This is a genomic window from Magnetofaba australis IT-1 (assembly GCF_002109495.1).
Classification (GTDB): Bacteria; Pseudomonadota; Magnetococcia; order Magnetococcales; family Magnetococcaceae; genus Magnetofaba; species Magnetofaba australis.
In genome coordinates, this window is the sequence record NZ_LVJN01000019.1 from 322,175 (window position 1) to 335,003 (window position 12,829).

Genomic DNA, 12,829 nt, shown 5'->3' on the forward strand with positions numbered 1-12,829 from the left:
TTACCGCTCCCAGGGCCGCTTCTGCTGCTGACCAGCCAGATTGGGCGCCGACTGCTGCGGCTGTGGCGCCTGCGCCGGTTGTTGTGGCGCCGACTGCGGCGCCATGGGCTGCTGCGCGGGCGCCGCACTGTTTTGAACCGGCTTGCACTTGCCGAAGCGGATACGGTTCTTGGCGTCCCACTGGCCCTTGGCGGGCTCCACATAGACATGGCCCAGGAACTCCCGCCCCTCCAGCGAGCGGATCAGCCCCATGGTCAGGCGCTCATCGCCACTGCCGCCGGTGGCCTTGATCCAGCCCTTGATGGCGCGCAACGCGATCTGCACCGTCTGCGTGTTGCTGTTGCGCACGTTGAAGTTCTCGTAGACTTGGCGCTTGGCGTGGGGGCCATCCACCACCTCAAAGGTCACCGAGACCAACTGCCCGTTGCCGTCCTTGGTGCCCTTCAGCTTCTGGTCGATGGCGCGCAGCACATAATCGCCCTCGGGAATCGGCGTGAAGGAGTCCTCCACGCTGGCCATATCGACGCCGAAGTCCTCGTCGGCATCGTAGTTGTCGTAGCTGTTGTAGCGCATCTCGTCGTAGGCAAAGTCGCCCATGGTCATTCTCCTTGCTGTGCGGTGACGGAATCAGTGGTGGTGGCATGCTCTTGCGGATTGACCGCAGCCTGATAGGCGTTCCAGAACGTATCCCATTCCAGCGGCAGCCGGTCGGGGATGGGGAAGCGGGATTTGGCGTCAAAGGCGGCGCGGCGCTGGCTGTAGATAAAACGTTTCCCGTAGGAGACGCCTTTCGCCTTGGCGTTGAAACCCTGGCCAACGACCCGAGTACAGGTGTCGAAATTGGCGAAGAGGTTGATGTCGCACCACTCCCGGATCATGGCGGATACCTTGTCTTGACACTTCATCACGTAGCGGTCGTAGGGCTCGTTTTCCGGGTCGTTAAAGGTGCGAATCTCCGCATGACCGATGAGCAGGATGATCATCCCTCGCGCTTGGTGGAGAGCATCCAGGGCTCTCAGCAGATCAGTGAAGCGGCTCAATAGATATCCCTTCCACTTGCCATACGGGATGTCTTCAAGCGTTTTAACACCGTGCTCTTTGCAGACGGATTCGGCTGCAAGCCTTTCCGCCCAATCTATGCTGTCGAGCACCAGAGTTTTGAAGTTGTGCTCCTCCTGGAACAGCGCCTGAATGGCGTCCAGAACTTCTTCCCACGTTTTTGGTTGTGGAAAACGCGCCACATCCAGATGCGCGGAACCATCCTCAACCCCCAAAAAGATGGGAAGAGGCGCCTTGGACCCAAAGGTGGTCTTTCCTGCGCCGTCAACTCCGTACGACACGATGCGCGGCATCTGTGGCTGCACGCCGGATATGATGTTTTCCAACAACATGCGTTTGCCCATGATTAGTATCCTTTCACGGTGAAGGCCGGTTTCTTCGGCTTGAGGGTCAGCGCCGGGGAGATCTGCGCCCACAAATCAGGACGCTCCTCCTCCAAAAAGCGTGACCCTGCACGGATCTCTTCAAGCTTGGCCTTGAAGGGCCAGAAGTTGGGTTCGATGCCGCGCTGAATCTCCGCCAGACGCTGTTGGTCCCAGTCGCGGGTGTAGCCGGTGACGACCTTGAGGCGACCAAAGGTGCTGGTCCCTTCTGGGATCAGCGCCGCCTTCAGATCGGTTTTCTCCAGAAGCTGCCGCTCCACCTCCAGGCGCACCTGTTTGGCCTGATTCTCAGCGTGCTTGGCAAGCTCCCAGGCCTGGGTCAGTTCGTCGATGGTGGGCGCCGATGTAATGGTCATGATCTGATCTCCTATTCACCGAGGAATTTGCGCAGATCGGTGCGACCGATGCGCAGGGACTTGTAGTAGCGACGCACTCGCCAGTTCTCGAAGGCGGAGATGACCCTTTCCGCCAACTCCGTTGCGCTGGAGGCATTCTCGCGTTGGCCTTGGTTTTTGCGTTGTGGCACATACTCACGCAGCGCCTGCACGCCATCGCGCTCCTGGCCATGTTTCCAACCAGCGTCCTGTTGGTATTTCAGCCAGAATTTCGCTGCATCTTCGGGATAACGACGGAAGGTGATCAGGGCGCCAGCAATGACGCCTGAGAGGAAGTGCGCGCCACTCACCGGATCAACGGCATCAAATTCCTCGATCTCTGATTTCCAATTGCCGATGTCTTCATAGATGTCGTTTCCCGCGCCTGGCAGGACTTTCATCACTGTGGTCAGGCGGCAGGTCTTGAGCAGCGTGCTGACGGGGATGATCCCGTGGAGGCGATATGCGCCATAGACCTTGTCGGGCGCCATCTCCACAGTCAGGTGGTTGTCGAAGTGGGTGTACAGGTCCTGCGCCTCTGCTACGGATGAGCAGGGATGGTCAATGACGATGATCTGCTCGGGCGGCGTCAGCTTCTGCTCCTCCCACAACAGCGCGCGGGTGTGGCCATCGAGTTTGAAGCACCTTCCATCGGGCAGCGTCGCCATGTGCACCACGCTGTGGGTGCTGGCGGCTTCCTTCAAATGCTTGTTGTTCGCTGCTTCCGCATGGCGCGCGGTATTGCGCTGGATCGGGTTGTCGGGAACGGTGAGCCACTCTTCAAGAGAGATGGCGCGGGTGGTGGGCATCGTGGTCATGGTCAGTTCCTTTCGTTTGGTAGGCCGGATCAGAGGTCAACGCGCACGTTCTGGCGGCGGGCGTTTGCGTTCAGTTGATCGATGAGGGTCTGAATGTGTTCGGGGTGGCTCTCACGCATCCGTGTGGCGAAGCGCAAGATGATGCCGGGCGTGACGACTTGGGCGAGGATCGCTTGCGCCTCCAGAATCAGGCGATAGTCGCGCTCCAGATCGAACTCAGCTTCTTGAAGGGGGTGCCCCTCAGGCACATGGCGATTGCCCTGACGGTCATAGGCTACATAACCCATGGCGCAGTGCTCTGACGCCAACTTAGGGCTGTCCAGGCAGGTCAAACCTCCGCGTTTGGCATAATCGGCAAAATAGCGTTGCTCGATATCGGTCAAACGGGCGATCCGTTTGGCGGTCGCTGGTGGGATCACGCCATTTTTGAGCGCTTCGGTCAGTTCGGGAACTGCGCTTTCAGAAATGGCTGCGATGGCGTTATTGATGGTCTGTTCTGAAGGGCCCTTCTTCTCTTCAGGTTTTGATTCCACCCTATGTTGGTGCGTGTTGCGTTGACGAGTGCGGGTTTTGCCATCAGCACCGGTCGTTTTATCCAACTTCGGAATTTCCGCAGTTGATTCCATTTCGCCACGCCGCGAGCTAACCGTTTTATCCGAGACTCCCATCGCTTGGGCGATCTGGCGGTCTGAGAGCTCCGGGGTTTCTTTCAACTGCTGGCGGATTAACTCTTGTTTCTGTGCTCGGTTCAGCTGACGGCGCGCCAGATTCAGGCTGCGCGCATGGGCGCGCTTCTGCTCTTCGCTCAACCCCTTGCGAACAACGCGAGGCCAACTGGTCAGGCCAAGCAGCTGGCAGGCGCGCACACGGTGATGGCCATCGAGAATGTGGCCATCTTCGTCATATTCCACCGGTACCTGCACACCGCGCTCAGCGATGTCATTCTTGAGATATTCAAATTCGTCGTCGCTCAGCGGCGGGACAATCTGGTAGCGTTCGTTCATTAGGCTTCTCCTATCGTCACCAACCATGTCGTCGCGCCGTTTCCAGGGGCAGAAGCGCCAGGGCTGACGCCGCACATGGAGGAAAGCGGTGATGGTGTTTCCCGGTAGGGTCTTGCATTCCCATCAGGCCCCGGCGCTGTTTGCGCGCCCCCTTATTCCGTTCTCTACCGGGAACCGCGAAATTTCGTCGCGCTTTTCTTAAAAAACTTTCCGCAGTCGCTGCCCGATCTGGGAAAGCTCCTTGTGAATCAGCGCCCTGGAGACCTTGCGCGCAGCGGCGACTTCGGTGATGGATGCAACAGACACCGCTGCGGCAGTAGCCTGAAGCGTGGCAGGCAGCTGGGAGAGCTCCCGTTGCAGGTCCACGCGCCACTCCGCGCGCTCATGCCAGGGCATGCCGTGATCGGCCCACAGTCCCTGGTCGGTGGAGAGGGTGTCCCCAAGCTCCACGGCGTGGCCGTCATCCTGGGCAACCGGTGTGTGAAGGGAGATCATCTGCATGGCGCCGCCCCGTTTTGACGCCCGAGCGTGCTCCACCAGGGTGGCCGCCCGTTTGTCGACAATGTCGGCGATGAAAGTCTTGATCCGCGCGCGCTCCGGGTTGTAGCGTGGCAGGCGTCTGTGCAGGTCGAGCATGAGCTCCTGCTCGATGTCCTCCTGGTCCGCGCTCCGGCAGATGCCGCTCTGCGCCAGTTTCCGCGCATGAAAGCGGATGGTGGATGCCGCATATGGATGGATGCATTCATACCGATTGAGTGATTCCATGATGTCGCCTCGTTTTTCGGGTGAAGGGCGATGTGCGCCCTGACGCCCGCTACTGGCGACATGTCACGGAAGGGGTGGGACAAAGGCTCGCGTCACGGCTGGAAGTTACGGATAAGCACGCAAAGTCAACGTGTTACCCGGAAAATAAAAATGCAAAATGGGCAAAGAAAGTCCTGCTGAGCTCCGTGACATGTCACGGAGCAGGGCGTGTCAAAGGGGTAGGGGTAGGGGGAATCGTCGATGTGCGGGAGATTTGCCCAACTGGATGCGCAAGCGGCGTTTCAGGGGAGCCTGAAGCTGCATGTCTCGACGGATTTTGCGCCGCGCTACAACATCGCGCCGGCGCAGCAGGCGGCAGTGGTGAGATCTTCTGGAAAGGATGGGGACGCGGAGTTATCGGCGCTACGCTGGGGATTGATTCCCGAGTGGGCCAAGGAGAGCGCCATCGGCGCGAAGATGATCAACGCCCGAGCTGAAACGATTGCAGAGAAACCGGCGTTTCGATCGGCGTTCAGAGCGCGCCGATGCCTTGTGCCCAGTGATGGATTCTATGAGTGGAAACGGGAAGGAAAGAAGAAAACGCCGTATCTGATTTGCATGGCGAGCCGTGAGCCGTTCGCCATGGCGGGGGTGTGGGAGTCCTGGCGCTCGCCAGATGGGGATCGGATTGACAGCTTCAGCGTTCTTACCACCGGGCCCAATGAACTGGTGGAGGAGATCCATAACCGCATGCCAGTCATCGTAAAGCGGGACGATTACGCGCTCTGGCTCGATGGCGGCGAACAACGTCTGGAGATGCTGCAACCAATCATGCGCCCTTACTTTGCCAGCGACATGGCCATGGACAGGGTGGATGACATAGTGAACAGCCCACGCAACGACAGCGCCGCGTGCATGCAGCCCGTGGCGCCGACGCCGTCACTTTTTTCGGATTGGCCTAACTGACGATCACTGTTGCTCAATCTGAAACCGGCAGCGATAAGCAGAATCCTGCCTGTCCCAATAGACCGGTTGCCCCTCCATGCCGAAATAGGCGCGCAACTTCTCATTGAGCCGCTGCACCCGTTTGCGGTTTTGTGGATCGTCACGGGAACTGCCGACCTCTATGCGCCCATAGCCATCCGCGAAGTCCTCCAGCAGTCGCCAGATCTTGGTTGGCTCGCTGTTGGTGCGATTGGCCATGCCCATCTGGGTGTAGTTGACGGTGCGCTGTTGCTCGTTGGCGCCCGTGCGGCACAATACCGTGAGCCGTGCTCCGTCAAGAAATTGCATGCGCAAATCGCCCCACTTGGCGTTACTGGGGGTGGGGAACCTCTCCAGACCCGCATCAACGCTATCCGGCTCCGGAGGCTGAAGCGACTCCAGAAACGGCTGCACCGCCGGGCCGATGGCGAACTCGCCATTGCCGCCCGCCACCAGCAGATCCGTCAGTGCCAGGAACACGCCCTCTGAACGCTGAAGTGTCTCTGAAATAGGAAGCGTGACAAACCGGGGTGTAGGCGCCAGCAGAATAAATGATCCGCTCTCCCGCTGACTCAAGCGCGCCGCCATATCCAGCCTTCTGTCGGCGCGGTGCTCCAGTGACAGGTAGATTGAGCGCCTGCGCCACGCCACATCCGCCAATGTGCCCACATGAAAGGTCTCGTAGATTCCCTCTACCGGTAAGAACGCCGGTTCCACGCCCAGCGCCAGCGCCGAGAGCTGACAGAGCCTGCGCCGATCCAGCTCATGGATCACCAGATCAGAGGGCGACAGGGAGATGTCCTCGCACTCGGTCTCCACCTCATTGCCACAGACCGCCACGATTTGCCCATCGCCACAATCCACCACGCGCCTGGGGCAACCTGGCCCCGCCGGATAGGGGCAGGGCCAGATATCACTGCGCCGGTCGGTCGGGCGCAGAAGGGACTCGGCAATGGCGAAATCCTCGCCCAACCACGTCTCCCACTGCGCCCGCATGCCCGACTTGCCAGGGCTGACTTCAATGTGACGCCAAAGGCGGTTCAGGTCGCGCATGGTTCCGATTCCGTATGGGCCCATTCATGAAGCCGCGACGGCGCATCCACTTCTCAATCACGACGCTGTCGCCATCCCGGGTGAAACAGGCCTTATTGGCGTTGGAGATGGTGAATGAGCGTGGCCTCGGCGCTCCCCGGAACTTTGCGTTAAAGCTCGCATTCACCAAGTTTGCGTCATGGGGGAAGGAAAATCCTTTGCGCGCAAAGCTCTCGATCAGATCTTTGCCCTTTTGGATCTCAACATCTTCACCCTCATCAGGGGATTGGAATGCGACCGCGGTCAGGCGGACCCAATCCAACTCGTCCAGATCGCCACAGGACAAGGATGCCTGATTCCTGTCGAGCAACGGCTTTAAGGTGTATTTCTCACGAAGCCGGAAGAACTGCGCGTCGCCGAACAGATGCAGGCCAACCGTTGTGGCGTACATGGCGCGCTCACGCACATTGTCCGTGCGAATGCTCAGTTCATTGAATTCACGGTCGTAGACCACCAAATCGAAACACTCGGGACGATAGAAAACGCTGGCGGACTCGCCGTCCTTTTTTACTGCGCTGTCGCGCCGATAGGATTTGCCATGGCGCACCACCAGGATCATGCGTGGACCGTGATCAAACAGCATCACCCGACAGCCACGCCCTCGATGGTGCGCATCAAACCAATCATCCATCTGCTGCTCAAGCGCACGCAGCTTCTCCTCGTCGGGTAAGGTGAATTCCCCGCGCCACGATTCGGATCCGTCAAAGCAGTAGTAAGAGCGCGCCCGCTGGATGAAAACCATGGCGTGCTGCCTCTCCAGCAGTTCACGATTCTCCAGATAGACCAGCACCGCCACATCCATGGGCGTTGCCGTCACCGGCACATCAATCGCCAACTGCTGGTCCCGAATCGCCGCCAGCAAACGATCCATGCCGCTCTCGGTGGACATCTCGTGGATCAGATACAGCGCCTCCAGCAATTCCATGGGGGCCTTTTCGTCCAGGTTCATAATCGCTCGGGAGAGTTCCCCGTAATCCAATCCGTCGTCCTCACGCCTTAAAATACCAGCGCCCAGACCATCCAGATAATCCCGATAGGGAGAGAGAAGTTGCCGCAAACGTGCGGGTTCAATGGTCCGAAGGAGCTCAGGCTGTGCAAAACGTCGCGGATTGAATGTCGCCATGGGGATTCTCCATTTCGTCAGTAATCTGATTGTCTACTCATGGGCCGGCCTCCCAGCCCCGCACCGCCAACACCTTACCCAGAATGCGGATGTTACCGTCTGGCGGCACTTCTATGGGTTTGTAAGACCGGTTCTCCGGTCTGAGTTGAATGACTGACTCCGATATATGGAGCCGCTTGACGGTGGCTTCGCCTTCGAGCATCGCCACCACGATGTCGCCGTTCTCCGCCAGCGCCTGCTGACGCACGATGACGATGTCGCCATCGTTGATCTCCGCATCGATCATGCTGTCGCCGCGCACCTTGAGCGCAAAGCAGGGACCAGAAGCCAGAGAGGACTCGATCAGCAGTTCGCCAACCTGGTTTTCCACCGCCAGGATGGGCACGCCCGCCGCTACTTCGCCGATGATGGGGATGGGCTTCAGCTTCGGCACGCCAGGCTTTCCTTTTCTGGGCGATGCCAGCTTTCCTGAAGCATCATCCACCGCCGGACGCTCGACGATCTTGATGGAGCGTGGCTTTCGGGGCGTGCGCTGAAGGAACCCCTTTTGCTCCATCTTCTTGACCTGTTCATGGGCGCTGGGGGTCTTCATGCCCAGGGCTTCGGCGATCTCCTGCACCGTGGGCGGCATCCCCTCCCGTTCGAATGCGTCACGGATTACCTCCATGATGCGTTCTTGGGCAGGCGTCAGCCCTTCCGCTGGCTTGGGCCCGGGCCGTTTTCTGCTCTCTTTTGTCAGCGCCATCTGATCCTCCTTGAGCTCCGGAGACGTCTCTCCGGGATTTTCTCGGCGACTGACCTGATTCTAGTTAGGCTATATATCGGCGTCAACAAATTTCACCTAAGCGGAAATTCGTGACGATTTTTCTCCATTCCCGGTAGAGAACGGAACAGGGGAGCTTAAACGCCAGCTACGACAGGGAGTGGAGGAAAGATCGTGAATGCGCAAAGCACATCTACAGAGGCGAGAGAGGGAAACGATGTCTGTACAGGGTGTGCGTTGCCCCAACGCCCCAGCCGCCTGACTGGATCAACCTATAAGATTACCACGCCGCTCTCTGAACACGCCTTATACCTGACCATCAACGACATCGAAACCGATGGCGGGCGGCGGCCCTTTGAGATCTTTATCAACTCCAAGAGCATGGATCACTTTGCCTGGGTGGTGGCGCTGACTCGGGTGGTGTCGGCGGTGCTGCGCCGTGAGGAGGATCCCACGTTTCTGGTGGAAGAGCTGCGCGCCATTTTTGATCCCCAGGGCGGGTACTTCAAACCCGGCGGGCGGCGCATGAACAGCGTGGTGGCGGAGATTGGCGATTGCCTGGAGGCGCATCTTCAACGCTTGAACGGTGTGGGCTCATGACTGGCTGCGACCCCAACATGCTGACAGCTGAAGAGCGTTTGGACGAGGTGGCGCAGATCGTTGCCAGGGGGCTTCTGCGGATGCTCTCCAGAAAGCGTCAGCACTCTGAAAAGGCAGAGACTATTTGCCTGGATAAACCGGCCATGAAGAGCGTTCATGTCACTGGGAACAAACTGAATAGGAGAACCCAATGACAAACAACGTGATGCAACGCCTGGCGGCGCTGCCGAAAATGACTACGCCACAGCTAAAGGCGCTTTGGAAGGACCTGTTCGACAAGGATCCACCGGGTTACGACCGGCGATTCATGGTCAAACGGCTGGCCTTTCGTATTCAGGAGTTGGCCTATGGAGGGCACTCGGAGGAGACCAAAGCGCAACTCAAGGCGCTGGCGGAAGATGATCAACTGCAGTCCCGTCACCCAGCGAATCAGCGCGCCGATGGGATGCCTGCGGTTGGCGCCCGCCTTATCCGGGAGTGGCGGGGGGTGACTCACCAGGTGGTGGTGATGGAGGAAGGCTTCTCATGGCAAGGGCGGACCTTCAAAAGCCTCTCACCCATTGCCCGTGAGATCACTGGGACCCGCTGGTCTGGCCCTCGGTTCTTTGGCCTTAAAACAGCTGGAGCCCCCAAATGAGTCGCAAATCCTTAACACCCAAGGTGCGCTGCGCCATCTACACGCGCAAGAGTACCGACGAAGGGCTGGAAATGGAGTTTAACTCCTTGGATGCCCAGCGCGAGGCATGCGCCGCTTACATCACCAGCCAGAAATCCAATGGCTGGCATCCGCTTCCTGACCGATATGACGACGGCGGCTTCTCTGGCGGCAACATGGAGCGCCCCGCCCTGAAACGCTTGATGGCGGACATTGAGGCGGGGCAAGTGGACATTGTGGTCTGCTACAAGGTGGACCGGCTATCGCGCTCTTTGCTGGATTTCTCACAGCTGATTGAGGTGTTTGAGCGCCATGGGGCCAGCTTTGTCTCCATCACCCAGCAATTCTCCACAACCACATCTATGGGGCGGCTGACGCTGAACATGCTGCTCAGCTTTGCCCAGTATGAGCGTGAGGTAATCGCCGAGCGGATCCGAGACAAGGTGGCCGCCTCCAAGCGCAAGGGGATGTGGATGGGGGGCGTACCGCCCCTGGGGTACGATGTAGTTGACCGCAAACTGGTGATTAACGAGGAGGAAGCGCAACTGGTCCAGCACATTTTCAAGCGCTTCACCCAAGTTGGATCAGTCACCTCCCTGGTGCAGGAGCTCAATGATGCAGGACGCCGCACCAAAAGCTGGACAACTCAGAGCGGGCGGGTGCGTGAAGGTGGAAAGTTTGACAAAAACAGCCTCTACCGGATGCTGAAAAACCGCATCTACCTGGGAGAGATCGTTCACAAGGAGGAATCCTTTCCTGGCGAACATGTGGCCATCATTCAACCGCAGCAATGGCAGAGAGTCGAGAGCATTCTGGCTGAGAATGCCCATCAGCGCGCCAACCAAAGCCGGTCCCAGTCACCCGCTCCTCTGAAGGGGATTCTCCGCTGTGGCCACTGCAATCGGGCTATGAAGCCCAGCCACACCCGCAAAAAGGGTAAGCAGTACCGATACTACACCTGCCAGCAGGCGCTCAAGCGAGGTCACGACTCCTGCCCAGTCAAAACAGTCGCCGCAGGTGAAGTGGAGCAACTGGTGCTGGACCAGATTCAAGGGATCCTGGCCAGTCCGGAGATGGTGGTGAATATCTGGAAATCGGCGCGACAGGAAGGCGGCTTTCTGACCGAGTTGGAAGCCACCGAGGCGCTGCGCAATTTGGAGCCCATCTGGCAAGAGCTCTTCCCCCTGGAGCAATCCCGTCTGCTGAACCTGCTGCTTGACCGGGTGATGATCACGACGGATCAGATGGAGGTCCACCTGCGCAGAGAGGGGATCGATCATCTGGCGGGTGAGCTTGCCGCCTGACCCCATATAGAAGCGAGGAGATTAACCATGCAAGCCACGTTGAGCCCTGATGGGCAGAATATCATTATCCGCATCCCCTTGAACATGAAACGGATGGGAGGGCGTAAAGCCATTATTCCACCTGAAGGGAGCAATAGCCCGTTCCGGCACAGTCACCGGGCTGACAAGGTGTTGCTGAAGGCGCTGGGGCGCGCCCACCGCTGGTTGGAGATGCTGGAAAACGGTGAGGTGGGGTCCATCAAGGCTCTGGCTGCGCAGGAAGAGCTTGATGACTCATACGTGACCAGGATTCTGCGACTCACTCTGTTGGCCCCGGAGATCGTGGCGGCCATCATCAACGGAATGCAGCCAGAGGGGCTGACCTGGAAGGTCCTGTCCAAGCCGTTTCCGGTGGAGTGGGAGAGGCAGCGAGAGCTGTGGATGTGATGAATTTAAAATAACTTTCGGTTTTTTACTGTCTGAATTTTATTGGATTTTCCACCGTGCATCACGTCAATACAGTTCGAAGCGGGATGAGGCACTCCATTAACAATTGAAAATATTTTCCCTCAGCGATCCACTCCTGTGTTAGGGTGTAGCCTGCATGATCATGAAATTTTCTAGCGCTACCATTTACTGATTGCGTATTTTGACTGAATGCACTTAGATTTGATTCACTAAATTGCGTGCCAATAAAAGGCCACAATGGATAGCAAATTCATGAATGTGATTACAAAATATTTCTCACCACCGCTTATAGGCACTCTATTTACGACATTTTTAGCATGCGCTTCTCTTGCTTTAACTCCTTCTGCAAATGCTTCTCTCTACACAGTCACTGATCTTGGTACATTAGGTGGCGGATCTCTGAGTACGGAACACACATCAGCAAGAGGCATAAACAATTCAGGTATAGTCACAGGCTACTCTTACAACAGCTCAAGTGAAAGCCGAGCTTTTTCATGGAGTAGTTCTACTGGCATGCAAGATTTAGGTACACTTGGTGGTTCACACAGTCATGGGTTTGCAATAAATACCAACGGCGAAGTAGCCGGTCGCGCTCATACCAGCGGCGCTCAATATGAAGCTTTTACATGGTCGTCATCAAATGGAATTCAAAGCTTAGGGACACTAGGGGGGTCATCGAGCACATCATATGGAATTAATGATAGTGGCGATGTTGTTGGGGTTTCAGATGTAAGTGGAGTGGATCGTGCTTTTTTATGGACGTCGTCAGGTGGCATGCAAGAGTTGACAAGTTTGGGAGGCTCTCTTAGAGATGCTCAAGCTAATGATATTAACAATAGCGGTCAAGTAGTTGGAACTTATGAAACTGCGTCTGGAGATATGCATGCCTTTTTATGGACTGAAGCTGATGGCATGCAAGACCTGGGGACCTTAGGCGGGGCAAATAGCTATGCGTATGGAATTAATGATAATGGGGACATAGTTGGTTCATCATACGTAGCTTCGGATGACGTCTACTCTCAACCCTTCTTATGGACTGCAGATGGAGGGATGCAGAGTTTGGGCACATTGGGGGGGGCTAAAATAGGCAACACCAGTGTTGCATACGACATAAACAATTCAGGGGATATTGTTGGCGAATCACCAGTAAGTTCAAGTATATCCCATGCATTTCTGTGGACAGAAAGCTCGGGAATTCAGGATATTGGCAGCATAAGTGGTTACGGAGACTATGATTACTCAAACAACGCAGCATATGCGATCAATGATAGCGGAGAGATCGTAGGAGCATACAGTACATCAGGAGGGCCGAAGCGTGCTTTTATGCTTGAGTCAACTTCTGTAACTCCACTGCCAGGCACTCTGGGTTTTCTTGGAATAGGAATCGCCGTATTTTTTTGGGGGGTTAGGACACGCTCATCACGGAGTGTTCCTGCTTAACAGTAGCAGCAAGACCAGTTGCAGCTATCTTCATCAAGA

Annotated in this window: 14 protein-coding genes and 1 pseudogene; 6 read left to right on the forward strand and 9 right to left on the reverse strand. The window is 57.1% G+C overall.

From position 1 onward, the window contains the following. The 6 genes from MAIT1_RS10725 to MAIT1_RS10750 form a co-directional block, all read right to left on the reverse strand. A complete protein-coding gene (locus MAIT1_RS10725) occupies positions 1–597 on the reverse strand; it encodes a DUF669 domain-containing protein (protein ID WP_158089432.1) in 597 nt (198 codons plus the stop codon). A 2-nt stretch (positions 598–599) separates the two neighbouring features. Further along, positions 600–1,403 carry an ATP-binding protein gene (locus MAIT1_RS10730; protein ID WP_085442275.1) on the reverse strand — a complete coding sequence of 268 codons (804 nt, stop codon included), beginning with the start codon at positions 1,401–1,403 and terminating at the stop codon, positions 600–602. A 2-nt stretch (positions 1,404–1,405) separates the two neighbouring features. Continuing rightward, positions 1,406–1,798 carry a hypothetical protein gene (locus tag MAIT1_RS10735; RefSeq protein WP_085442276.1) on the reverse strand — a complete coding sequence of 131 codons (393 nt, stop codon included), beginning with the start codon at positions 1,796–1,798 and terminating at the stop codon, positions 1,406–1,408. 11 nt (positions 1,799–1,809) lie between these two features. Continuing rightward, positions 1,810–2,634: a hypothetical protein gene (locus tag MAIT1_RS10740; protein ID WP_085442277.1), complete on the reverse strand. Its 825-nt coding sequence runs from the start codon at positions 2,632–2,634 to the stop codon at positions 1,810–1,812. A 29-nt stretch (positions 2,635–2,663) separates the two neighbouring features. Then, the gene (locus tag MAIT1_RS10745; protein WP_158089433.1) at positions 2,664–3,638 is read right to left on the reverse strand and encodes a ParB/RepB/Spo0J family partition protein; all 975 of its coding nucleotides are present in this window, start codon (positions 3,636–3,638) and stop codon (positions 2,664–2,666) included. Between the two features lie 198 nt (positions 3,639–3,836). After that, positions 3,837–4,403 (reverse strand): sigma factor, encoded by a 567-nt coding sequence (locus MAIT1_RS10750; RefSeq protein ID WP_085442279.1) that lies wholly within the window; start codon positions 4,401–4,403, stop codon positions 3,837–3,839. Positions 4,404–4,643: 240 nt separating this feature from the next. Between MAIT1_RS10750 and MAIT1_RS10755 the strand changes: the two genes are divergently transcribed. After that, positions 4,644–5,348: an SOS response-associated peptidase gene (locus MAIT1_RS10755; RefSeq protein WP_085442280.1), complete on the forward strand. Its 705-nt coding sequence runs from the start codon at positions 4,644–4,646 to the stop codon at positions 5,346–5,348. A gap of 3 nt (positions 5,349–5,351) precedes the next feature. Here the strand turns inward: MAIT1_RS10755 and MAIT1_RS10760 are convergent, their stop codons facing one another. The 3 genes from MAIT1_RS10760 to lexA are packed head-to-tail and all read right to left on the reverse strand — an operon-like array spanning position 5,352 to position 8,326. Beyond that, on the reverse strand, positions 5,352–6,419 hold the full coding sequence (locus tag MAIT1_RS10760) for a hypothetical protein (protein WP_085442281.1): 1,068 nt from the start codon (positions 6,417–6,419) through the stop codon (positions 5,352–5,354). Continuing rightward, on the reverse strand, positions 6,385–7,581 hold the full coding sequence (locus MAIT1_RS10765) for a hypothetical protein (protein ID WP_143814781.1): 1,197 nt from the start codon (positions 7,579–7,581) through the stop codon (positions 6,385–6,387). The genes MAIT1_RS10760 and MAIT1_RS10765 overlap by 35 nt, the downstream gene beginning before the upstream one ends. 37 nt (positions 7,582–7,618) lie before the next feature. Beyond that, positions 7,619–8,326: a transcriptional repressor LexA gene (lexA, locus tag MAIT1_RS10770; protein ID WP_085442283.1), complete on the reverse strand. Its 708-nt coding sequence runs from the start codon at positions 8,324–8,326 to the stop codon at positions 7,619–7,621. A 189-nt stretch (positions 8,327–8,515) separates the two neighbouring features. On the opposite strand from lexA, the pseudogene MAIT1_RS10775 reads away from it, so the two are divergent. From MAIT1_RS10775 to MAIT1_RS10800, 5 genes and pseudogenes are all read left to right on the forward strand, one after another. Beyond that, a pseudogene (locus tag MAIT1_RS10775) lies at positions 8,516–8,917 on the forward strand (TSCPD domain-containing protein); the annotation flags it as partial. 217 nt (positions 8,918–9,134) lie between these two features. After that, positions 9,135–9,581 (forward strand): DUF2924 domain-containing protein, encoded by a 447-nt coding sequence (locus MAIT1_RS10785; protein WP_085442285.1) that lies wholly within the window; start codon positions 9,135–9,137, stop codon positions 9,579–9,581. Then, positions 9,578–10,903, forward strand: a complete 1,326-nt coding sequence (locus MAIT1_RS10790) for a recombinase family protein (RefSeq protein WP_085442286.1) — start codon at positions 9,578–9,580, stop codon at positions 10,901–10,903. The genes MAIT1_RS10785 and MAIT1_RS10790 overlap by 4 nt, the downstream gene beginning before the upstream one ends. A 27-nt stretch (positions 10,904–10,930) precedes the next feature. Beyond that, positions 10,931–11,329: a hypothetical protein gene (locus tag MAIT1_RS10795; protein WP_085442287.1), complete on the forward strand. Its 399-nt coding sequence runs from the start codon at positions 10,931–10,933 to the stop codon at positions 11,327–11,329. A 273-nt stretch (positions 11,330–11,602) separates the two neighbouring features. After that, positions 11,603–12,790, forward strand: coding sequence for an HAF repeat-containing protein (locus tag MAIT1_RS10800; protein ID WP_158089434.1), 1,188 nt, complete (start codon positions 11,603–11,605; stop codon positions 12,788–12,790). Positions 12,791–12,829: the final 39 nt, after the last annotated feature.

Coding starts and splice junctions, on each gene's coding strand:
- MAIT1_RS10725 (WP_158089432.1), bottom strand. CDS start 597: ATGGGCGACTTTGCCTACGACGAGATGCGCTACAACAGCTACGACAAC.
- MAIT1_RS10730 (WP_085442275.1), bottom strand. CDS start 1,403: ATGGGCAAACGCATGTTGTTGGAAAACATCATATCCGGCGTGCAGCCA.
- MAIT1_RS10735 (WP_085442276.1), bottom strand. CDS start 1,798: ATGACCATTACATCGGCGCCCACCATCGACGAACTGACCCAGGCCTGG.
- MAIT1_RS10740 (WP_085442277.1), bottom strand. CDS start 2,634: ATGACCACGATGCCCACCACCCGCGCCATCTCTCTTGAAGAGTGGCTC.
- MAIT1_RS10745 (WP_158089433.1), bottom strand. CDS start 3,638: ATGAACGAACGCTACCAGATTGTCCCGCCGCTGAGCGACGACGAATTT.
- MAIT1_RS10750 (WP_085442279.1), bottom strand. CDS start 4,403: ATGGAATCACTCAATCGGTATGAATGCATCCATCCATATGCGGCATCC.
- MAIT1_RS10755 (WP_085442280.1), top strand. CDS start 4,644: ATGTGCGGGAGATTTGCCCAACTGGATGCGCAAGCGGCGTTTCAGGGG.
- MAIT1_RS10760 (WP_085442281.1), bottom strand. CDS start 6,419: ATGCGCGACCTGAACCGCCTTTGGCGTCACATTGAAGTCAGCCCTGGC.
- MAIT1_RS10765 (WP_143814781.1), bottom strand. CDS start 7,581: ATGGCGACATTCAATCCGCGACGTTTTGCACAGCCTGAGCTCCTTCGG.
- lexA (WP_085442283.1), bottom strand. CDS start 8,326: ATGGCGCTGACAAAAGAGAGCAGAAAACGGCCCGGGCCCAAGCCAGCG.
- MAIT1_RS10785 (WP_085442285.1), top strand. CDS start 9,135: ATGACAAACAACGTGATGCAACGCCTGGCGGCGCTGCCGAAAATGACT.
- MAIT1_RS10790 (WP_085442286.1), top strand. CDS start 9,578: ATGAGTCGCAAATCCTTAACACCCAAGGTGCGCTGCGCCATCTACACG.
- MAIT1_RS10795 (WP_085442287.1), top strand. CDS start 10,931: ATGCAAGCCACGTTGAGCCCTGATGGGCAGAATATCATTATCCGCATC.
- MAIT1_RS10800 (WP_158089434.1), top strand. CDS start 11,603: ATGAATGTGATTACAAAATATTTCTCACCACCGCTTATAGGCACTCTA.